The sequence below is a fragment of the Idiomarina zobellii genome (assembly GCF_900100855.1).
Lineage (GTDB): Bacteria > Pseudomonadota > Gammaproteobacteria > Enterobacterales > Alteromonadaceae > Idiomarina > Idiomarina zobellii.
On the sequence record NZ_FNCB01000002.1, the window covers coordinates 172,433 to 198,153 of the forward strand.

Sequence of the window (25,721 nt, forward strand, 5' to 3'; positions counted from 1 at the left end):
GTTACGACGTCGCGTCACCAGGCTTATCAACATTGATAGGTCTCTGTGGGCGCTCTTCAGTGTCGTCTGCCTTAGCAGCGCCACCGTTAGTACCGTCACCGTCGTTATTGTTATCCGTCCAGCCTTTAGGTTGGCGAACTTCACGACGATTCATTAAGTCATCGATTTGGTCTGCATCGATAGTTTCATACTTTACCAACGCGTCTTTCATTGCATGAAGAATGTCGACATTTTCCTCTAGAATCTGCTTAGCACGCTGATAGTTCTTATCGATAACAGACTTCACTTCTTCATCGATAGCTCGAGCTGTGTCATCAGACATATTCTTATGCTGTGTCACCTGACGACCAAGGAACACCTCGTTTTCGTCTTCAGCATAAAGCAGTGGCCCCATTTTTTCCGATAAGCCCCATTGAGTCACCATTTTACGAGCAATTTCGGTTGCCCTCTCAATGTCATTTGACGCACCGGTTGTCACTTTGTCATCGCCATAAATAATGGCTTCAGCCAAACGCCCACCAAACAAGCTTGAAATCATGCTTTCCAAGTGTTGCTTGCTGTGACTGACACGGTCTTGTTCCGGCAAGTACATGGTCACACCCAACGCACGGCCGCGAGGAATGATAGAGACTTTATAGACAGGATCGTGCTCTGGTACTAACCGACCGACAATCGCATGACCTGCTTCGTGATATGCAGTCATCGCTTTTTCATCATCGGTCATGACCATTGAGCGACGTTCCGCGCCCATCATGATTTTGTCTTTTGCTTTATCGAACTCTTCCATTGCAACGACACGCTTATTACCACGTGCAGCAAACAAGGCAGCTTCGTTCACTAAGTTCGCTAAATCTGCGCCTGAGAAGCCTGGTGTACCGCGAGCGATTAGCTCTGGTTTAACATCATCACCTAAAGGTACTTTGCGCATATGTACTTTCAGAATTTGTTCACGGCCGCGAACGTCTGGTAGCCCCACCACAACCTGACGGTCAAAACGTCCAGGTCGGAGTAATGCAGGGTCGAGTACGTCTGGACGGTTAGTAGCGGCAATAACGATAATACCCTCGTTGCCTTCGAAACCATCCATTTCAACCAACATTTGGTTCAGGGTTTGCTCACGCTCGTCATGACCACCGCCGAGGCCTGCGCCACGTTGACGGCCTACTGCATCTATCTCATCAATAAAGATGATACATGGGGCTGACTTTTTCGCCTGTTCGAACATATCGCGAACACGCGAGGCACCAACACCGACAAACATTTCAACAAAGTCAGAACCCGAAATACTAAAGAAGGGTACTTTGGCTTCACCTGAAATCGCCTTCGCCAGCAAGGTTTTACCGGTACCAGGAGGGCCAACCATTAACACGCCTTTCGGGATTTTGCCGCCCAATCGTTGAAACTTCGATGGATCTTTTAAGTAGTCAACCAACTCGGTTACTTCTTCTTTGGCTTCGTCGCAACCAGCTACGTCTTTGAACGTCGTTTTTATTTGCTCGTCGCTCATTAAACGGGCCTTGCTCTTACCGAACGACATGGCGCCTTTACCACCGCCGCCTTGCATTTGACGCATGAAGAATATCCACACACCAATAAGCAGTAACATTGGGAACCATGAGATGAAAATTGACGCAAGAATACTTTGCTCCTCAGGAGGAGTACCTTGTGTTTGAACGTCGTTCGCCAATAAATCGTCCAGGATTTTTGGATCGTACTGGGTTGGAACAACCGTTTTATAAGATTGTCCGTTTCGAGTTACCCCTGAAATCGTGCGTCCGTCATCACCAAATTCAGCCTTGCGAATGTTGCCATTGTTAACCTGACTTACAAACTCGTTGTACGCCATGGTTGAAGACGACGATTCGCTTGGACTGAAGCTCTGAAAAACGCTCATCAGCACAACGGCTATTACCAGCCACAAGATGAGATTCTTTGCCATATCGCTCAAAGCCTATTACCTCTATTAAAATCACTACCCAACAGGGTACTATACTTTATAATGTGTCGCTACCAAGTAGACTTCTCTGGAACGAGCCCGAGAAGAATCTGGTTTACGTGTTTTGACCGTTTTGAAAGCGGCTCTTGCATCTTTCAGGAACTCTTCGAACCCTTGCCCCTGAAATACTTTGACGACAAAATGGCCGCCAGGTTTCAATACTTGGTGACACATATCCAAAGCTAGCTCTACTAAGTACATAGAGCGTGCTTGATCAACCGTGCCATTACCACTCATATTTGGCGCCATATCCGACAATATAACATCGACGTTCTTGCCACCAATTCTTTCGGTTAACGCCTCCAGTACAGATTCTTCACGAAAATCGCCCTGAAGGAAATCGACACCAGCGATTGGGTCCATCGGTAAAATATCGCAGGCGATAATTTGCCCGTCGCCATTGAAATAGTCAGCAACGTATTGTGACCAACCGCCGGGAGCAGCCCCTAGATCAACGACAGTCTGGCCTTTTTTGATCAACTTATCTTTCTGCTGAATTTCTTCCAGTTTGAAAACCGCCCGAGAACGCAGGCCTTTTTTTTGCGCTTTTTGCACAAAATGGTCATCAAAATGCTCTTTCAGCCAACGCTGACTACTGACACTGCGCTTTTTTCCCATGATTTACCGAAGTTTCCTCAATTAACTGGCTAGAACACCTTATCTGGCGTTACAATACCAAAAATTCAAGTCGTAAACCGGAATATTAGCAAATGTCATTAACAAATAAACAAAAGCAGTTTTTGAAAGGACTGGCTCACCCGTTAAAGCCTGTGGTGTTATTAGGCGCAAACGGATTAACCGAAGGTGTTATTGCCGAAATAGAGCAAGCACTTGAACACCATGAGCTCATTAAGATAAAGGTGCCAGAGGAAGACAAAGAATTACGCCAGCAGATTATGGCAACTATTGTTCAGCATACCGACGCTGAGCAAGTGCAAATTATTGGTAAAACTCAAATTCTGTATAAGCAGGCCGAAGAACCTCAGATAAAACTACCTCGCCGTTAAGTTAACGCAGCTCCTCCGTCTTGGGTGGATCCATAGCCATTGCGCGAGCAATAAGCTCGACCGCCTGTTCTTTATTCAGAAAATTGTCTTTAGACAATAAGTAGCACTCCAGCAGAAAGGCTTCGGCTTTTCTGCTGCTCTCTAGTTGGTATTTTTCCAGTAGAGGCCTGACTCTTCGGTGAGCATTCAGAAAGTTAAACCTTTGCCATTGCTCGTGCTCTCGGACACTTGCTTTGGTGTAGTCGGCAGCACTATAGACATACTGTGGTTTACTTAAGTCTTGCCCAGGCGCGAAGAACCAATCCAGCGATATACCTTCTCTGAGTAACGCCCGAATAATCTCAAACCAAGGCAGCTTGCCACTGCGACGCCAATTATTGTAGTCCATCTGTGTTTTGCCGAGCCAAATAGCCACATCTTTATAAGTAGACTTATTTGAAACCAGCTTCAGCTTTTCAAAACATTCTGTAACAGATAAGTCGTCAACTTGAGTATAGGAGAGAGGGTCAAACCCCAAGGCTTCCGTGTCCATCGTTTAGTTTCTTTGTTTTATTTATGTTAACAATTAGTGATAGGTGCGGAAATATACAGCAAGACGGTGGAAAAACAACCAAAAGCAAGGCTGAAAAATAAAAAAGACTGGTAAACCTAAGTTTCCAGCCTTTTAAAAAGCTTAGTAAATTTAAAGAGTTACTTGTACTCTACTGCAACAACCTCGTACTCAACTTCACCATTAGGTGTCGTTACTGTTGCAACATCATCGATTTCCTTACCAATTAAGGCACGAGAAATTGGAGAGTTAACGGAAATAAGGTTCGACTTAATATCCGCTTCATCATCACCAACAATTTTATAAGTAACCTCTTCATCAGTCTTGGTGTTATACACTGTAACTGTTGCACCAAAAATCACTTTACCGTTATTAGGTACTTTAGTGACATCAATGATTTGAGCGTTAGAAAGCTTCGATTCAATTTCTTGAATTCGACCTTCACAAAAACCTTGTTGCTCACGCGCAGCGTGGTACTCAGCGTTCTCTTTTAAGTCACCGTGCTCACGTGCATCGGCAATCGCCTCGACAATGCGAGGTCGCTCTACCGTTTTTAAACGCTTCAGCTCATCTCTTAACAACTGAGCGCCCCGTTCCGTCATTGGAATCTGGTTCATACTAACGATACCCTTTTATGTAATTCTTGTACTGAGCTAACCCGAGCTCTGTCGTCCGCGGTGTTTGCTTTAACGGTTGCGAACGCTGCATTTAATGTGGTGGTGTAAATCACTTTATTCAACAGCGCTTCTCGACGAATGTAAACAGAGTCTTCAATCGCCTGACGACCTTCTACCGTGTTGATAATATAACTGTACTCGCCATTCTTTATAGCATCAACAATATTTGGTCGACCTTCCTGAAGCTTATTGACGATAGAGCAGTCAATACCTTCTTCTGCGAGCATCTTCGCCGTACCGCGTGTTGCTTCAAGACTAAACCCTAGTGCCAGCAAGCCACGAGCAAGATCCATAAGACGCTGTTTATCGCTGTCTTTCACTGAAATAAGCGCTTTACCTTTTTTCGCCAGCGCTTCACCAGCCCCTAAATTAGCTTTGGCGTAGGCTTCTTCAAAGCTTTCACCAACGCCCATAACCTCACCCGTTGAGCGCATTTCCGGACCACGAATAGGGTCCACGCCCTGGAACTTAGCAAAAGGAATAACCACTTCTTTAACCGAGTAATACGGTGGAATAATCTCTTTCACATAGCCCTGCTCTTCAAGGCTGCGCCCGACCATAACTCGTGCTGCGACTTTCGCCAGTGGTACACCGGTTGCTTTAGATACAAAAGGTACGGTACGAGCCGCACGAGGGTTTACTTCTATTAAGTAAATCTCGTCGTCTTTTACGGCAAACTGTGCATTCATTAAGCCGTTTACATTGAGCTCAAACGCCAATTTACGCATTTGTTCACGTAGCTGCGCCTGAATGATATCGCTTAAAGAATAAGGGGGTAATGAACACGCCGAGTCACCTGAGTGAACGCCAGCTTCTTCAATGTGCTGCATAATGCCGCCAATAAGGACGTCCTTGCCGTCACAAATAGCATCGACATCGACCTCAATCGCATTATCAAGGAACTTGTCCAACAATACAGGGGCATCGTTTGACACTTTTACGGCATCAGTCAGATAACGCTGCAAATCTGTCTCGTCGTAGACAATTTCCATAGCACGGCCACCCAGAACGTATGACGGACGAACGACCAACGGATAGCCAATACGTTTCGCTTCAGTCAAAGCTTCGTTAAAGCCTGTGACTGTGGCGTTTTCCGGCTGCTTAAGGCCTAAACGACGAACCGCTGTTTGGAAGCGCTCACGATCTTCCGCCCGGTCAATAGCATCTGGCGACGTACCAATAATAGGTACACCATTCGCTTCTAACTCACGCGCCAGCTTCAGAGGAGTCTGGCCACCGTACTGAACAATAACGCCTTTTGGCTTCTCAATACGCACAATTTCCAGCACATCTTCCAGAGTAATAGGTTCGAAGTACAAGCGGTCAGACGTATCGTAGTCGGTTGACACAGTTTCTGGGTTACAGTTCACCATAATGGTTTCATAGCCATCATCGCGAAGCGCCAGCGCTGCGTGAACACAGCAATAGTCGAACTCAATACCTTGTCCGATGCGGTTAGGACCGCCGCCGATAACCATGATTTTCTCTTTATCAGACGGCTCTGCTTCACACTCTTCATCGTAACTCGAGTACATGTACGCAGTGCTTGAAGCAAACTCCGCTGCACACGTATCGACGCGCTTGTAAACAGGGTGAATATTGAATTGCTGACGCTTTTTCCGAACCTCAGCCTCACTTACATGCAGAACATCTGCGATACGGGCATCGGCAAAGCCACGACGCTTAAGCACAGACATAACGTCTTCGGTCAACCCGGCCAGGCCAAGTTCATCGACTTCTTTTTCTAGGTTGATAAGCTCTTCAATTTGAATCAGGTACCACTCGTCTATGCGTGTTAGCTCAAACACTTCACGAACAGTCATACCCAAACGGAACGCATCCGCAATGTACCAAATACGTTCAGCGCCCGGTTCCTTCAATTCACGAATGACCTTCGAGCGCGCATCTTCTGCCTGCAGGTCAACCACGGGGTCAAATCCAGCAGCCCCAAGTTCCAAGCCACGCAACGCTTTTTGCATCGATTCCTGGAAGTTACGGCCAATAGCCATAACCTCTCCCACCGACTTCATTTGTGTGGTTAAACGGTCATTACAGTTTGCAAACTTCTCGAAGTTAAAGCGAGGAATCTTAGTGACCACGTAGTCTAACGCAGGCTCAAACGAGGCTGGTGTGACACCGCCGGTAATTTCGTTCTCAAGCTCGTCTAGCGTATAACCAACTGCCAGCTTCGCTGCTACCTTCGCAATTGGGAAGCCGGTTGCTTTCGACGCCAGAGCCGAGGAGCGAGAAACTCGAGGGTTCATTTCAATGATAACCATACGCCCAGTGTCTGGGTTAACCCCGAACTGCACGTTTGAACCGCCCGTTTCAACACCAATTTCACGCAATACGGCCATCGCCGCATCACGCATTATCTGAAACTCTTTGTCGGTCAGTGTTTGTGCCGGAGCAACCGTAATGGAGTCACCGGTATGAATACCCATAGCATCGAAGTTTTCGATGGTACACACGATAATGCAGTTGTCGCTCTTATCGCGCACCACTTCCATTTCGTACTCTTTCCAGCCAAGTAGTGACTCATCAATAAGGAGTTCGTTCGTCGGTGATAGATCTAAGCCGCGGCGACAAATCTCTTCAAATTCTTCTCGGTTGTACGCGATACCACCGCCGCTTCCGCCCATAGTGAAAGACGGACGAATAATGCATGGAAAGCCTAAACGGTCCAGCACATCGAACGCTTCTTCCATACTGTGCGCCATTTCCGCATTCGGTGTCTCCAGACCAATAGCTTTCATGGCCTTGTCGAAACGGTCACGGTTTTCTGCTTTATCAATAGCATCGGCATTAGCACCGATCATTTCGACTTTATAGCGTTCGAGTACACCATGACGATCAAGATCTAACGCACAGTTCAGTGCCGTTTGGCCACCCATTGTTGGCAAAATGGCATCAGGACGCTCGCGCTCAATAATTTTTTCTAAAACTTCCCAGTGAATTGGCTCAATATAGGTTGCGTCGGCCATTTCCGGGTCAGTCATGATGGTTGCCGGGTTCGAGTTTACCAATATAACTCGGTAACCTTCCTCACGCAGGGCTTTGCAAGCTTGGGCTCCAGAGTAATCAAACTCACACGCCTGACCGATAACAATCGGACCTGCGCCTAAAATCAAAATGCTTTTAATGTCGGTACGTTTTGGCATAAGTCGCTCTGTCTATCCTCTCGCTATACGTAATTGCTTATTGAACAACGAATTACGCATTAGCCTGCATTAATTCAATAAAATGGTCGAAAAGCTCACTGGCGTCGTGTGGACCCGGACTCGCTTCAGGGTGCCCCTGGAAACTAAACGCGGGTTTATCGTTACGGTGAACGCCCTGCAAAGTGCCATCGAACAATGAGCGATGCGTGACATCAAGACACGCCGGCAGGTTTTCTTCGTCAACCGCAAAGCCGTGGTTCTGACTGGTTATCATTACCTGCTTAGTTTTAAGGTCTTGAACTGGATGGTTTGCGCCGTGGTGACCAAATTTCATTTTTACGGACTGCGCTCCGCTGGCAATTGACAGCAGTTGGTGACCCAAACAAATACCGAAAATAGGAACATCTTTGTCCAGGAAGGTTTTTATGGCTTCAATTGCGTAGTCACATGGCTCTGGGTCGCCTGGGCCATTGGATAAAAAGATGCCATCAGGGTTCATTGCCAGAACATCTTCCGCCGGTGTCTGTGCCGGTACGACGGTTATTTTACAATTACGGTCAGCCAACAGCCTTAAAATATTTTGTTTGCAGCCATAATCGTATGCGACAACATGGTACTTTGACTGTTCAGGTTGAGTGAAACCTTCGCCAAGTTGCCAGCTTCCGCCTTTCCACTCATACGGTTTGTCACAGCAAACTTCTTTCGCAAGGTCCATACCCTTAAGCCCGGGGAACTCCTGCGCTAACTTCAGCGCTTTCTGCTCGTCAAGCTCACCAACGATAATACAGCCATTCTGAGCGCCTTTTTCTCGTAAAATGCGAGTCAAACGACGGGTGTCGATATCGGCAATACCCACAACATTGTGACGCTGCAAGTACGCGCTTAGCGTTTCTTCTTTTCGAAAGTTACTGGCTTTCATAGCCAGGTCACGAATGATTAATCCTTTCGCCCACACGTTATCAGATTCTTGATCTTCTGAGTTAGTGCCTGTATTGCCAATGTGGGGATAGGTGAGGGTAACAATTTGTTCGGTATAAGATGGGTCGGTAAGAATTTCCTGATAGCCTGTCATTGCCGTATTAAAGACAACTTCACCGACGGCGGAGCCTTCCGCTCCTATTGCGGTTCCGCGAAAAACGGACCCGTCGGCAAGCACCAGAATCGCTCGTTTAGCGGATTGACTCGCTAGAATACTCAAGGGCAACCTCCGTACATAAAAAAACGGGTGAATCAAATAATTTGACTTCGCCCGCCTTGCGTCCTGAACCGCGCATTTTGCCTGTTACATCCAAAAGCACGTTAACTGACTGAATTAACTGCCCGAATTGACTTAGGCAAATTGCACTTATTTTACGAAATTTTACGGAAATCGTCCAGTTATATTTATTGCTTGAGCAGCTGACTGAACACCTTGTTAAGCTCGAGTATGTCCTGCATACCATAGTTACCAGGCTTTTGCCGGTATAACCATAAGCCCGCATTGATAGCGCCTTGCGCAAAGGTATTTCTATTGCTGACTTTATGACCTAATTCTATACGCTCACCTTCTGTGGCAAGGGTAACCTGATGTTCACCAATAATATCGCCCGCGCGCATCACCGAAAAGCCGATACTCTCGTCTTGTCTGACACCATCACCACGCACACCAGTATTTACTGTACTCCAATCTTGATGGCGTCCTTTTGCCGCGGCCTCTCCAAGTGCAATAGCCGTGCCGGATGGTGCGTCTTTCTTATGCTTGTGGTGAGCTTCAAATATCTCAATATCAGCCGTTGATAAAGCGGCACTCGCCAAAGCAACTAACTGCTCTAACAAAGCCACTCCAACACTGGTATTGCGTGCGTAGAGAACAGGGATTTGTTCTGAGGCGGTTGCCAGCATTTGTTGTTGCTTATCCGTAAGTCCTGTCGTACACACCACAACAGGAAGTTTGCTCTGCAAGGCATAGGTTAAATTCTCTTCCAGTGCTTCGGGCAGCGAGAAGTCAATAAGCACATCAATGTTCTGTGCATTGATGTTTTTCAATGACGTGTACTTGAGACCATTATCCAGCTCTTTTCCAAAAACACTACTGGTTGAGCGGACAATTGCAGCCGTCAATTCTGCTTTTTCGCTTTGCCCAAGCGCAGTAACAACCGCTTGCCCCATGCGCCCGGACGCACCCAAAACACCCACTTTCAACATTATTATGACTCCGTTTTAACTGTGCTGTCATCCTGCAACAGGTTTTCACTACGTGCAACCACTCGTGACACCATCATATCACCAGTGACATTTGTGAGCGTGCGCGCCATATCGATAATACGGTCAATGGCTGCAATAAAGGCGATGCCTTCCAGCGGCAAGCCAATAACGTTCAAGGTGACCGTCAACATAACCAATGCGGTACCTGGAACACCAGCTGTCCCCACTGACGCCAGTGTTGCGGTAAGCATGATAAGTCCGTAATCCATCCATTCTAACGGAATACCATAAAGCTGAGCGATAAAAATGGATGCCACAGCGGGATAAATACCACCGCAACCGTCCATATTTATAGTAGCCCCCAGAGGCAACACAAAGCTTGCGTAGTCTTTTGAGACTTTAAGGCGTTCTGTTACCGCTCTGTGAGCTGCCGGTAAAGAACCGAACGAGCTGCAGGTCGTAAATGCAACTATCTGAGCATCAAATACGGCTTTAAAAAACTCCCGGACACTCATACCGCCGGCCGTTCTCACTAAGCCCCCATAAACAACAACGATATGAATAAGGCACGCAAGATAAATAACCCCAACAAACTTAGCCAGTGGCAGCAATGTTGAAAAGCCATATTCACCAATAACCCAGGACATAAGGCCAAATACACCAACAGGCGTCAGTTGTAAAACCATGCGAGTGATTTCATACATAACCTCAGCGCCGGACTTTATCGTTTTACGTAACGGCTCGGCCTTCTGACTCAGTCGCTGAATAGCAATGCCGACCAGCGCCGCAAAAACCACGATTTGCAGAACGTTACCTTCTGTCAGTGCCGCAAATGGGTTATCAGGAACAAAGTTGAGAAAAACTTCTGACACACTCGGAATGGTTTTTTCATTTTGTTCAGTTGGGGTCAAAACGGTTTCCGGGCTAATGTCGATAACGGTCGCCAGTGTCAAACCTATTGCACTGGCAATAACCGCTGTGAACATGAATAAACCAATGGTTTTTACACCCAGTCGCCCTAATTTTTTGCCATCGTTTAGATCAGTAATGGCGCTGACAATGGCGCAGAATATTAATGGAGCCACGAGCATTTTTATGGCTTTAATAAAAAGGTCACCCAATGGCTTTAAGGCAACACCTACTTCCGGTGCTAAGCCACCAATCAGCATACCCGCAGCAAATGCCCCTAACACGCGCTGCCAAAACGGAATTGCGAACCACACTTTCAACATACTACTGCCCGTCGGTCAAATAAATGGGCGCTAGATTAGTGTGTCACTTTACAAAGGGAAAGAACCGGTTGATATACCTTATAACCGTTTAAACAAAAAGCGCGGCTTAATAGACCGCGCTTGTTTGGTGACGTTAGGATCTGGTCATTACTCAGCAGGTTTATCGAGCGATGCAGGTCGTTGACAGTTAGGCGTGTTACCTGCAGCAACTGCTTGCTGGTACCGACTTTGAAGTGAGGGTATTTGTGCTTCTAAGTCCTGAATACGAGTGTCCGGATTCGGGTGAGTTGATAATAACTCCGGTGGAGCGGCTCCGCCAGACGCGGCTTTCATATTGCGCCATAATTCTGGTGCCTGGTCGAGTCGAAAACCCGCATCAGCCATATATTCAAGACCCAGCTCGTCAGACTCAGATTCATGCGTTCTCGAATACGGTAAAAGGACACCCACTTGCGCGCCAATACCCAATGCCGCCATGAGCAAGCCCGCTTCTTTGCTATCAAGCTGGCTATTTGCGATAACGCCGCCAATCTGTAGACCAAGGCCGACTAGCATATTGCTGGAAATGCGTTCATTGCTATGCTCAGCTATGACATGACCAATTTCGTGTCCAATAACCGCCGCTAACTGGTGCTGATTTTCCGCAGTTTCCAGCAAGCCGTTATAAACACCTATATAACCACCAGGTAGTGCAAAAGCATTGACCGTTGGTTCATCAAACACAGTGACTTCCCAGTCCATCTGCGCATAGTCACCCGGCAAAGTCTCAACCAAAGCATCGGTAACACAACGCACGTATGCGTTAACCTGTTCATCTTGGTTGATTTTACCTTCTTTACGCATTTCCTCGTAGGAGGCAGCCCCCATTTTGTTCAACTCACTGCTCGGATAGAGCTGCAACTGTGAACGTCCGGTTGGTGACTGTGCACAACTGGCCAGAGTCACCGCTGCTGTTATACCTAACAAAACTGTTTTAAGCTGCATCCGCTGCCTCCAATCATTAGCTAATACACTATAGTGATAGCCAATTTATCCGCGTAAGTCATCAAAAAACTGTTTTACGCCGTCGAAAAACCCTTTTTCTTTGGGTCTAAACTTGCCAGCTTCGTCCCCAGTTCCCATAGACTCTTCCAGCTCTTCAAGCATTTCACGCTGCTTTGCCGAAAGGTTCACAGGTGTCTCTATAACCACCTTACAAATAAGATCACCAACGGCACCAGTTCTTACCGATTTCACGCCTTTGCCACGCATGCGGAAATGTTTTCCGGTCTGCGTTTCTTTTGGAACTTTTAGCTTCACTTTGCCATCCAGCGTTGGCACTTCAATGTCTCCACCTAACGCGGCTTTTGTAAAGCTTACCGGCACTTCGCAGTACAGGTTATTACCGTCGCGAGAAAAAATTGGGTGTTCACGGACATGCACCTGAACATATAAGTCCCCCGCCGGAGCGCCGTTCTCACCCGCTTCACCTTCATTAGCTAAGCGAATGCGATCACCGGTATCCACGCCGGCCGGAATTTTAACCGACAAGGTCTTAGTTTCTTCTTTGCGACCCTGTCCATGACAAGTGCGGCATGGATCGCTGATAATAGTACCTTTACCACGACATTGTGGGCAGGTTTGCTGAACAGCAAAAAAGCCTTGGCGCATTTGAATTTGGCCCGCTCCGTGACAGTGACCACAGGTTTGCGGTTTGCTGCCTTTCTTGGCACCACTGCCATCACAGTCTTCACATTCAACTAAGGTTGGAATTTTTAACTCAACAGTTTTACCCCGTACAGCTTCTTCCAATGACATATCCAGGTTGTAGCGTAAATCCGCGCCACGCTGCGCACGTGCCTGCTGACGACGGCCACCGCCACCGAAAATATCACCGAATACATCACCAAAAATATCAGCAAAATCGGCACCACCGCCGAATCCACCGGCGCCTGGGCCACCACCGCCCTGACGTGCCTGTTCGAAGGCTTCGTGCCCATATTGGTCATACATCTGGCGCTTCTGCGGGTCAGATAAGACCTCGTAGGCTTGCTTTATCTCTTTAAACTTTAACTCGAGGTCTTTATCGCCTTTGGTGCGATCCGGGTGATATTTCATAGCCATACGTTTGTATGCTTTTTTAATATCACGATCGCTGGCGTCTTTTGAGACCCCAAGAATTTGATAGAAATCTTGTGTCGCCATAATGTTACGTCTTCTGTCCTACTCTGATACGAATACACGGGCATTACCTTGCGGCAACACCCGTGTTGATTAGCGAAGTTGCCTTAGTGCTTACTTCTTGTCGTCGTCTTTGACTTCTTCAAATTCAGCATCGACAACGTCGTCATCCGCTTTTGACGAAGACTGCTCACCACCGGCTGCGCCTTCAGCACCTTGCTGAGCTTGCTGCTGTTGAGCGGCTTCCATCAATTTTTGAGACGCTTCCATCAGAGCTTGAGACTTCGCATCGATGGCTTCTTTGTCGCCTTCTTTGGCTGCTTGCTCAAGTTCTTCACACGCTTTCTCGATGGCGTCTTTGTCTTCTTGAGACAGAGCGTCACCAACTTCTTTCAGCTGGTTACGAGTAGCGTGCACTAAGCCGTCAGCTTGGTTACGCGCCTGTACCATCTCTTCAAACTTCTTATCTTCTTCAGCGTGCGCTTCTGCGTCTTTCACCATTTTTTCGACTTCAGACTCGTCCAGACCAGAAGATGCTTTAATGGTAATCTTCTGCTCTTTACCCGTGTCTTTGTCTTTCGCCGATACGTGCAGGATACCGTCTGCATCAATATCGAACGTCACTTCGATTTGCGGTACACCACGCGCTGCCGGGCGGATACCTTCTAAGTTAAACTGACCCAGCGACTTGTTATCCGCTGAACGCTTACGCTCACCCTGCAATACATGGATAGTTACTGCAGATTGGTTGTCTTCCGCTGTTGAGAACGTTTGCGATTCTTTAGTCGGAATCGTGGTGTTCTTCTCAATCAGCTTGGTCATCACGCCGCCCATGGTTTCGATACCCAGTGACAGCGGACATACGTCCAATAACAGTACGTCTTTTACATCACCTGACAAGACACCACCTTGAACCGCAGCACCCATTGCTACCGCTTCATCCGGGTTCACGTCACGACGTGGCTCTTTGCCAAAGAAGTCAGTAACCGCAGCGCTCACTTTCGGCATACGAGTCTGACCACCGACCATGATAATGTCGTTAATGTCGCTTACTGACAGGTCTGCATCTGCCAATGCCTGCTTAACCGGCTCTAGTGACTTAGTAATTAAGTCTTCAACCAATGACTCAAGCTTCGCGCGAGTTACTTTAATTGCCATGTGCTTAGGACCGGTGTTGTCTGCCGTAATGTAAGGCAGGTTCACTTCGGTCTGCTGAGCCGATGACAGTTCAATTTTGGCTTTCTCTGCCGCTTCTTTTAAGCGCTGCATGGCTAATGGATCTTTACGCAGGTCAATGCCTTGGTCTTTCTCAAACTGCTCAACTAAGTAGTTAATTAAGCGGTTATCAAAGTCCTCACCACCTAAGTGGGTGTCACCGTTAGTCGCTAATACTTCAAACGTGTGCTCACCTTCAACTTCATCAATTTCGATGATGGAGATATCGAAGGTACCACCACCTAAGTCATAGACCGCAATGACATTGTCGCCTGACTTCTTGTCCATACCGTAGGCTAATGCAGCAGCGGTCGGCTCGTTGATGATACGTTTAACTTCTAAGCCTGCGATTTTACCTGCGTCTTTCGTTGCCTGACGCTGAGCGTCATTAAAGTATGCAGGTACAGTAATAACTGCGTCTGTTACTTTCTCGCCCAGGAACTCTTCTGCGGTTTTCTTCATTTTCTTCAGAACTTCTGCAGAAATTTGTGGTGGTGCCTTTTTATCGCCATCCACTTCTACCCAAGCGTCGCCATTGTCCGCTTTAACGATTTTATAAGGCATAATGCCAATATCGCGCTGGACTTCGTCGTCCTGAAAACGACGGCCAATTAAACGCTTAATTGCGAATAAAGTTTTGTTCGGGTTAGTTACTGCTTGGCGTTTTGCTGGTGAACCCACCAAAATCTCGCCGTCGTCAGTAAATGCAACCACTGAAGGGGTTGTGCGGTCACCTTCACCGTTTTCGATAACGCGTGCTTTGCCACCGTCTAGTACAGCAACACAAGAGTTTGTTGTACCTAAGTCAATACCAATTGTTTTGCCCATGATTCGTCTCCAACTCCAGATTCATGAAATTTGTTTCGTTACCCCTTATTTGGGGTCTGTTTATTTTGATTTCAACACCCTATGTAAGGATATTTGATTAATCTTTATGCTTTCGTATCGACGCCCGAGTCTGAATTACGCGCAACCATAACCATAGCGGGACGCAGCAAGCGGCCATTTAGTTCGTAGCCTTTCTGCATGACAGCCATAATAGTGTTATTTGAGTGCTCGCTAGACTCTTGCATCGACATGGCCTGGTGCAAATCAGGGTTAAAGGCTTCGCCTTCTTCTCCTACCGCTTTCACACCAAACTTTTCCAGGGTTGAGGTCAGACTCTTGTAAGTCAGCTCAATACCTTCAATAAAATTGCGGCTCGACTCGTCTTGCTGGTCGGCTAGCTGTAGTGCTCTTTCCAGGTTATCCACGGACGTTAGCAATTCATTGGCGAACTTCTCTAGCGCGAACTTATGCGCTTTTTCCACGTCCTGACTTGCACGACGTCGTACGTTTTCCATTTCAGCCTGCGTACGCAACACCGACTCGCGCTGGTCTTTCACCTGTGCTTCAGCTTTACTCAGTGCCAGCTCAAGCTCGGCAATTTTGTCAGTTTGGTCAGCCGACGTTCCTGCCGTTTCTGCTTCAGCAGCTGTTGTGTCCTGTTGCATTGCTTCTTCTGCCGCTTGCGCAGCCTGCTGCTCTGCTTGCTGTTGCTCGACCGTCTGGTCAACATTCTGTTCAGTCTGTTGGTCTTTTTTATTCGCCATATTTGACTCTCTTCAGTCCGGTTTAAATTGAGGTTGCCAAGTTAATGGGGGCAAGTTTTTTACTTTCAAGGGGCTTTCTATGACTTGATAAATTTTCCACCTGATCGTAGCGTAAACAGCCTAAACCACAGGAACTGTCATTATGAGCGCATTTCAGAGAATTGGCTTACTCGGCAAGGTCAATGACCGCGGCACACAACTCACTTTAGAAACGGTAACGACGACACTAAACGAACGTGGCTATGACATAGCACTTGAGTCCCGCACTGCTGAACAGTTACCTCAAAAACTGCTTGAGTCCGGTAAAATCAAAACCATAAACTTAGCAGAGCTTGGAGAGTGGGCTGACATTGCCGTTGTTGTTGGTGGTGATGGCAATATGTTAGGTGCGGCAAGGGCGCTCTGCGAACATGACATTGGGGTCATTGGTGTGAACCGGGGTAATTTAGGCTTTTTGACTGACCTGGACCCTGACGAAGTAATGACTCACTTGCTTAACGTTTTAGAAGGCGAATACCACGTTGAAAAGCGTTTTCTACTTTCTGCTGAAGTGATTAGCAACGGATCTCCAGCAGGTGCAGGACGCGCCATTAACGAAATTGTTCTGCATTCTGACAAAGTCGCTCACATGATAGAGTTCGAGCTCTACATTGATGATCACTTTGTTTTTAGTCAGCGCTCTGACGGGTTAATTTGCGCTACGCCTACGGGCTCCACCGCCTATTCTCTGTCTGGAGGCGGCCCCATATTACACCCTAACCTCAATGCGATGACTCTGGTTCCTATGTTTCCTCACACATTAAGTAGCCGCCCTATTGTTGTTGATGGCGAAAGCCATATTCGACTACGCGCAGCTTACGACAACGACCTATTACAAATTAGTTGTGACGGTCACGTGCGTATGGCTGTGCACCCGGGAGACGACATTGTGCTTAAAAAGCATGACCATACGCTTAAAATGATTCACCCGGTTGATCACAATTATTACCACGTATTGCGTAACAAACTTGGCTGGGGCAGCCGACTTTTTTAGAAGAAATTTCATACTGAGCTTGCAATAACAAAATAGTACTGTATAAATACTGTATAAACTGTACAAAACAACAGTGCTTTTATACGTACATGTCAATAAGGTGCATTTATGTTAGCTCAGTTACACATCCGCAATTTTGCTGTCGTTAAGTCTCTGGATATCGACTTCGCAAAAGGCATGACCGCTATCACTGGTGAGACCGGTGCTGGTAAGTCTATTGCTTTAGATGCTTTAAGCTTGTGTTTAGGTGCCAGGGCTGATGCTAACTGGGTCCGACCAGGCGAGGACAAAGCGGAAATAAGCGCTGTTTTTACGGTAGAGCCAAACAGCCCCGCCGCTCAATGGCTTAACCACAATGACTTTGATTCAGAAGAAGACTGTATTCTACGACGTGTCATTCAACGTGATGGCCGTTCAAAAGCCTGGATAAACGGCACCCCAGTTGCGCTCACCCAACAAAAGTTACTGGCACCACTATTAGTTAATATCCACGGCCAGCATGAACACCAGTTATTACTAAAAGAAGAACACCAGTTAGAACTGCTAGACAACTACGCAAGGCATACAGCGTTACTGTCAGAGGTTGCAACGCAATACCGCCAGTGGTTCGAGCTTGAAAAAGAATATAAACACTATGTGCAGCAACAAGACGAACTCGAAGCTCAGCGACAATTGCTCGAATACCAAGTCGAAGAATTGAATGACTTTGCTATTGCCGAAGGTGAATTTGAAGAACTCGAACAACGTCATAAAAAGTTAAGTCACAGTAAATACCTCATGGAAGCCAGTGCTTTTTCACTCAGTGCGCTTTATGAGGGTGAGCATAACAATGCAACAGGGCTGGTTTCTTCGGCGAATCAGCGACTAGAGGAAGCTGCGGATATCGATGAGCAGTTAAAGCCTGTTTGCCAACTCTTAGAGCAAGCCAAAGTCCATATTGAGGAAGCCGCGCTCGAACTGAGGCATTATCAGGATGAACTCGAGCTTGACCCCGCTGAGCTCGACATTGTTGAAGAGCGGTTAAGCAAAGCTATTAGCTTAGCGAAAAAGCATCAGGTGGCGGCTGCCGACTTATGGCAACATCATCAAAAGCTGAACGCCGAACTCGATAATATTGTGAATGCTGATAAAAACCTTGAGCAGCTAGATTCTGATCGCCAACAGGCGGAAGCCGATTACCGGGAGTTAGCACAGAAACTCTCTAGCAGCCGTGAAAAGGCAGCAGATGAACTCAGTAAGAAAATCACTCAATCAATGCATGAACTCAATATGCCTCATGGCCGATTTATTATTAATGTCGAGCATGACACGGATAAAAAAGCGTCTCGTCTGGGTACCGATGATATTCAGTTCGAAGTAACAACTAACCCAGGCCAGCCACTGCAGTCTCTCAGTAAAGTAGCATCGGGCGGTGAACTTTCACGTATTAGCCTTGCCATACAGGTCATGACAGCAACCCAAAAGTCAGTGCCAACAATGATGTTCGACGAAGTGGATGTTGGTGTGAGTGGCCCAACTGCCGCTATTGTTGGAAAAATGCTGCGCGAACTTGGGCAAACAGCTCAAGTTATTTGCGTTACGCATTTGCCACAGGTTGCTGCAAAAGCTGATAACCAGTTCCAGGTCAGTAAATATAGTGACAATGACGAAACAGAAACTATGGTGAAAGCGCTAAGTCACAATGAACGTGTCACAGAGCTTGCTCGCTTACTGGGTGGGGATAGTGTAACGGACATGGCTAAAGCTAACGCGAAAGAGCTTTTAGCGAGTTAGTCGCTGACTATGCTGGTGTTCAGCGGCTGCTTTGTTTATCATCGTCAAAAGTTAAATACAGTTATAAAAAGAGAAATAGGTATTTCATGACCAAATTTGCAGTTTGTATCGCCGCATTGCTGAGCTTAGGTGGTTGCTCTGTGCTCGATAGCATGGTTTACAGAATAGATATTCCTCAAGGCAATTACCTTGAGCAAGACGATGTTGATAAGCTTCGTATCGGAATGACTGAAGAGCAGGTTATTTACGTATTAGGCAAGCCTGTCGCTGAAAACAGCTTCGACTCAGATCGCTGGGTGTACTTGTACAATATGAACCCGAACGAAGGTAAAGTTTACCGTAAAGAACTGATCTTAACTTTCAATAACGAACGTTTAAGTGATTTAAGCGGCGACTTTGCTAAGTCAGATCAGTTTGATCAGCCTCTCGATCAATAAAAACCTAATATGAACTAAGGAGCATTATGGCGAACTCCTCAAAGACTGATGAGCTCGTCCGTGTTGTCCGAAGTCCCAGTGACAAGCGTGACTATCAGCACTTGGTTTTAGATAACCAACTTAAAGTGCTGTTAGTCCATTGTCCTGATAGCGTGAAAGCGGCAGGCTCCATAGCCATCAGTGCAGGTCACTTTGACGATCCGCCGCATACCCAAGGTCTCGCTCACTTTCTAGAGCACATGTTTTTCATGGGCAGCCAGTCTTACCCTGAGCCCAGCGCCTTCAATGATTTTCTTAGCGCTCATGGCGGTCAGCACAACGCCTGGACAGGCACTGAATTTACTAATTTCCACTTTGACTGTAATGCAAACGCACTTGAAGCCGCATTTGAGCGTTTTGCCTCAATTTTAAAAGAGCCTCTTTTTTCCGATAAGTGGATTCAAAAAGAAAAACAGTCCATTGAGTCTGAGTTTCGTTTAAAACAAAAAGATGAGTTACGTCGCCTGTATCAGGTTCATAAAGTGACGGCTAATCAGGATCATCCCTTTTCTCTGTTTTCTGTTGGAAACTTAAATACCTTAAAAGATGATGAGCACGGTACTTTACAACAGAAGCTTAAGCGCTTTTATGAGTCTCATTTCAGCGCAAATCGAATGCAGCTGGTACTTGCCGGTCCACAATCGTTGACAGAACTAGAGGCTATCGCGACTCGTCATTTTTCTGACTTTCAAAATCATGCACAACCAAAAACGGCCATAACTGAACCTCTGTATACTGAGGAACAAAAAGGCCTTTTCATTCAGGTAAAACCATTAAAAGATGCCTACCGCCTTATTCTCACCTTTCCGTTACCAGGCATTGACCAGGATTACCGAAACAAAACCACCAGTTTTATTGCGCATATTGTCGGGTACGAAGGTCCCGGCAGTTTATTTAACTGCTTACGCGACAAAGGCTGGATAAACTCTTTATCTGCTGGCGGAGGGATTAGCGGTAGCAACTTTAAAGACTTTAATGTCAACATTCAGCTAACCCTATCGGGTCGAAAAAATATCGACACCATACTGCAATGGGTTTTTGCTTACTTGCGAAAGGTGAAAACCGAGGGAATAGAAGACTGGCGTTATCAAGAAAGAAAAATTACGTCTGAGTTAAGCTTTCTTTATCAGGAGCCAACGCCCGTCGGTGAATTAGCCAGCCAATTAAGCATCAACGCTTTTCATTATAGTTTGGAAGACACCATTTACGGTGACTACCGAATGGATGAGCTTAATAATGCTTACGCTGAAAAATTACTGACGCTAATGACGCCAAAACACAGTCGTATTACGTTAATCGCTCCTGATGTCAAAACCGATCGGGAAGCGCCTATTTACAATACTCAATACAGCGTAGAAAAACTCACTGAGTCGCAATTAACGAAGCTTAGTCAAACACCCGCAGAGTTCATCGCCAAACTGCCCGAGCGCAACCGTTTTATAAATGACCGGTTACACCCGCAACCACTAGAAAACGAGACGTTACTGCCGGAATGCATTTCAAGTTCCGATTTGATGGAGCTGTGGCACTTGCAAGATACCGAGTTCCGCGTACCTAAGGGGCATATTTATTTAGCATTGAAATTACCTGCAGTAACCAGTTCAGCTTATTACTTCGCAATTGCCCGACTTTGGTCTGAACTCATTATAGACGCCTTAAATGATGATCTTTATGACGCTGAAGTTGCCGGGCTGCATTTTAATATTTACCCCACTCAGCAAGGTATTGTTATTCACACAACGGGATTGTCAGAGGGGCAACTTCCGTTAATGTCACATTTAATGAAACGCGCCTTAGTACTTAAATTTGCGCACCGTCGTTTCCGAGATATAAAGCAAACCCTAGTTGCCAACTGGCAATCTGCGCATCAAAATCAACCATTAAACAAGCTTTTCGCAGAGCTCAATCAGCAATTACAACCTGGACTTTTTAGGCTGCCCGAGCTTGCCAACCAGCTCTCTGCTTTATCTTTTCGTGAGTTTACTCAAGCATTAGAGAGAATGTTCGAGCCAGTGTATATAAAAGCCTTTATGCACGGAGACTGGCAAACGCGTCAAGCGCACGAACTTGCTGAACTTATTCAGGCAAACTTGCCCACTGAGCGCCCGGCACAAAAAGACAGAGATTCGGTTAAAAAAGTCAGCGAATTTTCTAACCAAGAACTTGAGGTTCCCTGCTCTCATCCTGATAACGCTATTTTACTTTATCAGCAAGGCAACAATGACAGTGAGCGAGAGCAAATTTGCTATATGTTACTTCAGCAGTTAGTACATCAAGCGTTCTTTCATGATATCCGCACCGAGAAACAGTTAGGTTATGCGGCGGGTAGTCAATACTTTCCTGTTCAGCGTCTACCCGGCATTTTATTTTTTGTTCAATCCAATAGTGCACCAACCGACACCTTATTTGACGAAGTTTCAGATAGCCTTGAAAAGCTGTTCAGTCGACTAGATACAACCACGCTGAAAGTTTGGCACCACACCAAAGCGGTTCTTCAACAACAAATACGCACACGCGACAGAAGCCTTCGGGTTAAGAGTCAACGCTTATGGGGTGCTATTCAATTGGGCGACACATCATTTAACCGCCAGCTCAGATTACTGGACGCACTTGATAATTATCAATTAACCGACTGGCTGACTGACATACGACAAAAATTGTCACAAAATTCAGGTTGGTTGAGGCTTCAAACAAGCTAGCAAGCCAAGTAAAATAGGCTTTGACAGCGGGTTATCAAACCGATAACTTAACAATATATTAACAAAAAGAGCCGTTTTAGCGGCCTACTGGGTACTCTGTGACATTTTCTTTGTATACGAGGGCGTGCGCCAGCGCCGCAGTATTCTTTTTGCTTTCATTCACGAGTCAGCTAATGGCTCAACCTACGTCTACGCTGGACTTTCAACCAGAGGACGTTAAGTTCCTGTCATCTGCCAATGGTCTACCCAGCAATTATATTCGCGACATCGAAATAGGTCCTCAAGGCTTTCTATGGCTCTCAACCGCTAAGGGTTTAGCCCGGTATGACGGTGTTGACCTAAACAATATCAATAGCCTGAACATCGATGCAGTTAACCATGCCGGTTCAGGCACCCTATTAACTATTGGCAATTCTTTATGGACGACTACAGATCATCGTTTATGGCGTCTTCAAAAAAACGCTGAATGGACTTCAACCCTTTTTCCAAAGCATGACACAACCGCTTTCAAAGTGAACACCTTCACTGAAGGGCAGGATGGCCTGTTATTTATCGGAACCTCTGAGAGCCTGCTCACATTCAATCCGCAAACTCAGCACTTTAAAGAAAAAGCGCTTAACTATAACGGGCAACCAGTAACGAATATTCACTTTATTGAGTTTCACGGTGGCTGGTTTTGGTTGAGCAGCGGCTCCGGAGGTATCTATGTATGGGATGGTTACTCCGATAACGTTTTCTCAGTAACAAAGCGCAACCCCATATCGGACACTGTAAATGCCTCTGAAGTTAAAGCAATAACATGGTTTGAAAGCGCATTTTGGCTAGCGACCAATAGCGGGTTGAGGTTACTTAATAATGAGCTTCGCAGCGTTCAAACCCCACAACCAATTAATGAGCTAAAAGCGGTCGTTACCGATATTGAAAGGCACGACAACCAATTATTCATAGCCACCGAACAAGGGCTCTACAGTTACAGTAACAAACAGTTAGCGCAATTAACGCAAAGCCCAGCCACGGGGAAAATTGAGTTTTCTAATAACGGTGACCTGTTTCTGGCAACCTCGTCGAATGGGCTAGTCGAAATACCAAATTCTTATGCGCCAGCGATATTAAAACACTACACTGTCCCTAACCATTTGCCTGATAGTATCAAATCTCATTTACCAGAATCGTTAAAGAGAACGGGTAGCTATACTCAGACAAGCGAACATCAGTACTGGATACAGTCTGACTTGGGAATGGTTAATTACGACTTTATAAAAAAAGAAATTATAACTATCGCAGAGTCGCCGGTAAGCATTGAAAACGTTGCTGATATCGAAGCCTACTCTGACGATATCTTCTTGTTGACGAAAACACACCAGCTGTATAAATACAATACGGTGGAAAGCGAATGGCAACGCCTTGACTACGGCCTAAACTTAAATGATTCATTTTGGCTCACTCGTTTAGGCGAGACATTGTGGCTACATTCAGAAAACAATGCTTATGCCATTAATCCGTTTTCTGAAATATCTGAAAGAAAAAAAATAAACCCGGCGCTGCCGCTAAAAAACGCCTCCCTTGCCATAGATATTAAACCTTCGGGCAGCGCGGCAGAAGCTTGGTTTTCGTTACCATTTTCCAGAGTCGGTAACACACTCACCTATCGCTACAAGCTCGATAAAAATCAAACCACATGGTCTTACATTCAACATAGCGAACTGCCATTACAACTGAACCAGCCATTTCCAGGCACCTATCAGCTTACTGCTCAGGCCTCTTTAAACGGGGAGAACTGGTACGCACAGAATGAAACAAGCTATAGCATCACTCATTCTTTTTGGACAACTCCCTACGCAATTTTGGGGTATAGCATTGTCGCTTTACTCGCTCTTGGTATTACCATTGTCCTCTATCGTTTTAAGCTCAAGCAACTAACGAACCTCACTACGTCACTGAATGGTCAGGCAAAAGCGCTTCAGTTCAGTCGCAGCCAGTATTGGCAGTGGAACCTCTCTACAGGTGAACTATTGAGGCAGTATATTTGGCCAGACTGCCCTGCGTTTCCGGTCGATGGTCGTCGCCTTAAGTCACCGGAAAACACTTCATCAAATATTCACCCAGGTGACGTTAACCGCTTACAAGAGGCAATAGATAACCATGTAAATGGGCAAACGGAATATTACGAGTGTTCCTATCGAATAAACAATAACGGCGCCTGGCTTTGGGTATTGGATCAAGGCAGGATCGAGAAGCAAAACGGCGTCGATGTCATGCATGGCACGCTCAGCGACGTTAGCAGCTTAGTTAGCTCGCAAGACCGAATTGATATGTTGGCAGCTTCTATTACCAACATTTCCGATGGCATTTGTATTTTCGACCGCTTTTTCAAGAAGGTAGAAGTAAACAAGGCTTTTGAGCGCATTTTAGGCTACCCCCGTGAGCAAGCTTTGGGAAAAAGCTTCCACCTTGATCTTTATTCTGAAGAGTTTACTAACCAAATTAAACGCACGGTCATAAAAGAAGGTACCTGGCGTGGAGAGTTAACCGACATTAAAGCTGACGGTAGTGAGTTCTTAATAGAGCTTACCCTGGATGCCGTTCATGATGACGAAGGCGCTTTGTCTTTCATCGTCGCCAGCTTTTCTGATATTACGGAGCGCCAGCGCACCGAGAGCGAGCTAAGACGCCTTTCCAATACGGATACCTTAACCGGTCTGCCAAACCGCTCTTACTTTCAGGTGAGTCACTCAAACTTAGTGCGTAAGAAAGTCTCTCACACCCTGTTACTATTTGACTTAGACGACTTTAAAAAGGTCAACGACTCGCTGGGACATGAAGTTGGTGATGACTTGCTCTGCCTGGTTGCTGAGCGGCTTATGGATATTAGTCGGCGGCAGGACACACTGTACCGACTGGGTGGTGATGAGTTCGGCTTGCTGATTGAAGACAGCACCGACTTGCACCTTATCGGTGACTTAGCGCACAAGATAAACAGAACCATCGCTGAACCCTATTCCGTTAATAATCAAGATATTGTTATTGGTAGCTCTATTGGTATTGTTCTATTTCCACACGACGGCATTACCTCGCAAGAGCTCCTACAAAAGGCCGATATGGCCATGTACCACGCCAAACAGCGCGGTGGAAACTGCTATCAATTTTTCAGTCAGTCGATGAACGAAAATGCCGTGCAACGGCTGAAACTGGAAAACCAACTGCGTGCAGCTTTGAAAAATAATGGCGTTGAAGTTTACTATCAACCAAAGATTGAGGTTCATACGGGGCACATTGCCGGTATAGAGTCGCTGGCAAGAATAAAAAGTGATGATGGCTCTCAGATAAGTCCAGCTGACTTTATTCCTCTGGCTGAAGAAACAGGCCTGATTATTGAGCTTGGCGAACAAGTACTGCGCCAGTCATGTCAAGATATGAAGGTCTTTATGCAGTACCCGGGCGCGCCCAAAACCATTGCTATTAACCTGTCAGCTCGCCAATTTATGCAGTCTGGACTGGCTTTGCAGATAGAATGTATATTGCGCCAGGAGTCATTGCCCCCACGCCACGTTGAGTTTGAAATAACCGAAGGCATGGTCATGAGTGACCCCGAGAGAGCCATTATTATGATGGAGAACCTATCCGATATGGGCGTTAAACTGGCTCTTGATGACTTCGGAACGGGTTATTCGTCACTGGCTTACCTTAAGCGCTTCCCTATGGACAGTTTAAAAATAGACAAAGCCTTTATCGATGACATCACGACAAGCTCAAAAGACCGCAGTATGGTTGCGTCGATTATTGGTATGGCTCATAACCTGGGCTTGAAAGTCATTGCAGAGGGGGTTGAATCTGAAGCTCAGCTTGAGCAATTAAAAAGCCTTGAATGCGAATACATCCAAGGCTTTTATTATGCGAAACCAATGCCTGCTGATAGTTTTATTGAATTTATCAAGCAACATACAGCAGACGTGGTTGACGTTTAAA

The 25,721-nt window shown here is 46.2% G+C and carries 18 protein-coding genes; 6 read left to right on the top strand and 12 right to left on the bottom strand.

Annotation, left to right across the window (positions count from 1 at the left end):
- Position 1: 1 nt before the first annotated feature.
- Positions 2–1,948, bottom strand: coding sequence for an ATP-dependent zinc metalloprotease FtsH (ftsH, locus tag BLT32_RS02995; RefSeq protein ID WP_053952820.1), 1,947 nt, complete (start codon positions 1,946–1,948; stop codon positions 2–4).
- Positions 1,949–1,987: 39 nt separating this feature from the next.
- Positions 1,988–2,614, bottom strand: coding sequence for a 23S rRNA (uridine(2552)-2'-O)-methyltransferase RlmE (rlmE, locus tag BLT32_RS03000; RefSeq protein WP_053952821.1), 627 nt, complete (start codon positions 2,612–2,614; stop codon positions 1,988–1,990).
- Between the two features lie 92 nt (positions 2,615–2,706).
- Here rlmE and yhbY point away from each other — a divergent pair, with 92 nt between their 5' ends.
- Complete coding sequence (gene yhbY, locus BLT32_RS03005; RefSeq protein ID WP_053952822.1) at positions 2,707–3,003, top strand: ribosome assembly RNA-binding protein YhbY; 297 nt, start codon at positions 2,707–2,709, stop codon at positions 3,001–3,003.
- A gap of 1 nt (position 3,004) precedes the next feature.
- On the opposite strand, the gene BLT32_RS03010 is transcribed toward yhbY, so the two are convergent.
- The 10 genes from BLT32_RS03010 to grpE all read right to left on the bottom strand — a co-directional run bounded on the left by BLT32_RS03010 (position 3,005) and on the right by grpE (position 15,774).
- Positions 3,005–3,535, bottom strand: a complete 531-nt coding sequence (locus BLT32_RS03010) for a hypothetical protein (RefSeq protein ID WP_053952823.1) — start codon at positions 3,533–3,535, stop codon at positions 3,005–3,007.
- A 158-nt stretch (positions 3,536–3,693) separates the two neighbouring features.
- Positions 3,694–4,170: a transcription elongation factor GreA gene (gene greA / locus BLT32_RS03015; RefSeq protein WP_053952824.1), complete on the bottom strand. Its 477-nt coding sequence runs from the start codon at positions 4,168–4,170 to the stop codon at positions 3,694–3,696.
- Complete coding sequence (gene carB, locus BLT32_RS03020) at positions 4,167–7,391, bottom strand: carbamoyl-phosphate synthase large subunit (protein WP_053952825.1); 3,225 nt, start codon at positions 7,389–7,391, stop codon at positions 4,167–4,169. Before carB ends, greA begins: the two co-directional genes overlap by 4 nt.
- A gap of 52 nt (positions 7,392–7,443) precedes the next feature.
- Positions 7,444–8,589, bottom strand: coding sequence for a glutamine-hydrolyzing carbamoyl-phosphate synthase small subunit (gene carA / locus BLT32_RS03025; protein WP_053952826.1), 1,146 nt, complete (start codon positions 8,587–8,589; stop codon positions 7,444–7,446).
- A gap of 185 nt (positions 8,590–8,774) precedes the next feature.
- On the bottom strand, positions 8,775–9,575 hold the full coding sequence (gene dapB / locus BLT32_RS03030; RefSeq protein WP_053952827.1) for a 4-hydroxy-tetrahydrodipicolinate reductase: 801 nt from the start codon (positions 9,573–9,575) through the stop codon (positions 8,775–8,777).
- Between the two features lie 2 nt (positions 9,576–9,577).
- Entirely contained in the window at positions 9,578–10,807 is a 1,230-nt protein-coding gene (locus BLT32_RS03035) for a dicarboxylate/amino acid:cation symporter (protein ID WP_053952828.1), read from the bottom strand.
- Between the two features lie 147 nt (positions 10,808–10,954).
- Positions 10,955–11,791, bottom strand: coding sequence for a M48 family metallopeptidase (locus tag BLT32_RS03040; RefSeq protein WP_053952829.1), 837 nt, complete (start codon positions 11,789–11,791; stop codon positions 10,955–10,957).
- A 45-nt stretch (positions 11,792–11,836) separates the two neighbouring features.
- On the bottom strand, positions 11,837–12,991 hold the full coding sequence (gene dnaJ / locus BLT32_RS03045) for a molecular chaperone DnaJ (protein WP_053952830.1): 1,155 nt from the start codon (positions 12,989–12,991) through the stop codon (positions 11,837–11,839).
- 90 nt (positions 12,992–13,081) lie between these two features.
- Entirely contained in the window at positions 13,082–15,010 is a 1,929-nt protein-coding gene (gene dnaK / locus BLT32_RS03050) for a molecular chaperone DnaK (RefSeq protein ID WP_053952831.1), read from the bottom strand.
- A gap of 104 nt (positions 15,011–15,114) precedes the next feature.
- Positions 15,115–15,774, bottom strand: a complete 660-nt coding sequence (gene grpE, locus BLT32_RS03055; RefSeq protein WP_053952832.1) for a nucleotide exchange factor GrpE — start codon at positions 15,772–15,774, stop codon at positions 15,115–15,117.
- A gap of 142 nt (positions 15,775–15,916) precedes the next feature.
- Here grpE and nadK point away from each other — a divergent pair, with 142 nt between their 5' ends.
- The 5 genes from nadK (at position 15,917) to BLT32_RS03080 (ending at position 25,720) form a co-directional block, all read left to right on the top strand.
- Positions 15,917–16,807: an NAD(+) kinase gene (gene nadK / locus BLT32_RS03060; protein WP_082343116.1), complete on the top strand. Its 891-nt coding sequence runs from the start codon at positions 15,917–15,919 to the stop codon at positions 16,805–16,807.
- A gap of 108 nt (positions 16,808–16,915) precedes the next feature.
- Positions 16,916–18,580, top strand: a complete 1,665-nt coding sequence (recN, locus tag BLT32_RS03065) for a DNA repair protein RecN (RefSeq protein ID WP_053952834.1) — start codon at positions 16,916–16,918, stop codon at positions 18,578–18,580.
- A gap of 86 nt (positions 18,581–18,666) precedes the next feature.
- Positions 18,667–19,017 carry an outer membrane protein assembly factor BamE gene (locus BLT32_RS03070; RefSeq protein WP_053952835.1) on the top strand — a complete coding sequence of 117 codons (351 nt, stop codon included), beginning with the start codon at positions 18,667–18,669 and terminating at the stop codon, positions 19,015–19,017.
- Between the two features lie 26 nt (positions 19,018–19,043).
- Positions 19,044–21,755, top strand: coding sequence for an insulinase family protein (locus BLT32_RS03075; protein WP_053952836.1), 2,712 nt, complete (start codon positions 19,044–19,046; stop codon positions 21,753–21,755).
- A 173-nt stretch (positions 21,756–21,928) separates the two neighbouring features.
- Positions 21,929–25,720: an EAL domain-containing protein gene (locus tag BLT32_RS03080; protein ID WP_082343119.1), complete on the top strand. Its 3,792-nt coding sequence runs from the start codon at positions 21,929–21,931 to the stop codon at positions 25,718–25,720.
- The last annotated feature ends 1 nt before the right edge of the window (position 25,721 follow it).

Excerpts from the sequence above, each read along its gene's own strand:
- rlmE (WP_053952821.1), bottom strand. The coding sequence starts at position 2,614 with ATGGGAAAAAAGCGCAGTGTCAGTAGTCAGCGTTGGCTGAAAGAGCAT.
- yhbY (WP_053952822.1), top strand. The coding sequence starts at position 2,707 with ATGTCATTAACAAATAAACAAAAGCAGTTTTTGAAAGGACTGGCTCAC.
- BLT32_RS03010 (WP_053952823.1), bottom strand. The coding sequence starts at position 3,535 with ATGGACACGGAAGCCTTGGGGTTTGACCCTCTCTCCTATACTCAAGTT.
- greA (WP_053952824.1), bottom strand. The coding sequence starts at position 4,170 with ATGAACCAGATTCCAATGACGGAACGGGGCGCTCAGTTGTTAAGAGAT.
- carB (WP_053952825.1), bottom strand. The coding sequence starts at position 7,391 with ATGCCAAAACGTACCGACATTAAAAGCATTTTGATTTTAGGCGCAGGT.
- dapB (WP_053952827.1), bottom strand. The coding sequence starts at position 9,575 with ATGTTGAAAGTGGGTGTTTTGGGTGCGTCCGGGCGCATGGGGCAAGCG.
- BLT32_RS03035 (WP_053952828.1), bottom strand. The coding sequence starts at position 10,807 with ATGTTGAAAGTGTGGTTCGCAATTCCGTTTTGGCAGCGCGTGTTAGGG.
- BLT32_RS03040 (WP_053952829.1), bottom strand. The coding sequence starts at position 11,791 with ATGCAGCTTAAAACAGTTTTGTTAGGTATAACAGCAGCGGTGACTCTG.
- dnaJ (WP_053952830.1), bottom strand. The coding sequence starts at position 12,991 with ATGGCGACACAAGATTTCTATCAAATTCTTGGGGTCTCAAAAGACGCC.
- dnaK (WP_053952831.1), bottom strand. The coding sequence starts at position 15,010 with ATGGGCAAAACAATTGGTATTGACTTAGGTACAACAAACTCTTGTGTT.
- grpE (WP_053952832.1), bottom strand. The coding sequence starts at position 15,774 with ATGGCGAATAAAAAAGACCAACAGACTGAACAGAATGTTGACCAGACG.
- nadK (WP_082343116.1), top strand. The coding sequence starts at position 15,917 with ATGAGCGCATTTCAGAGAATTGGCTTACTCGGCAAGGTCAATGACCGC.
- recN (WP_053952834.1), top strand. The coding sequence starts at position 16,916 with ATGTTAGCTCAGTTACACATCCGCAATTTTGCTGTCGTTAAGTCTCTG.
- BLT32_RS03070 (WP_053952835.1), top strand. The coding sequence starts at position 18,667 with ATGACCAAATTTGCAGTTTGTATCGCCGCATTGCTGAGCTTAGGTGGT.
- BLT32_RS03075 (WP_053952836.1), top strand. The coding sequence starts at position 19,044 with ATGGCGAACTCCTCAAAGACTGATGAGCTCGTCCGTGTTGTCCGAAGT.
- BLT32_RS03080 (WP_082343119.1), top strand. The coding sequence starts at position 21,929 with ATGGCTCAACCTACGTCTACGCTGGACTTTCAACCAGAGGACGTTAAG.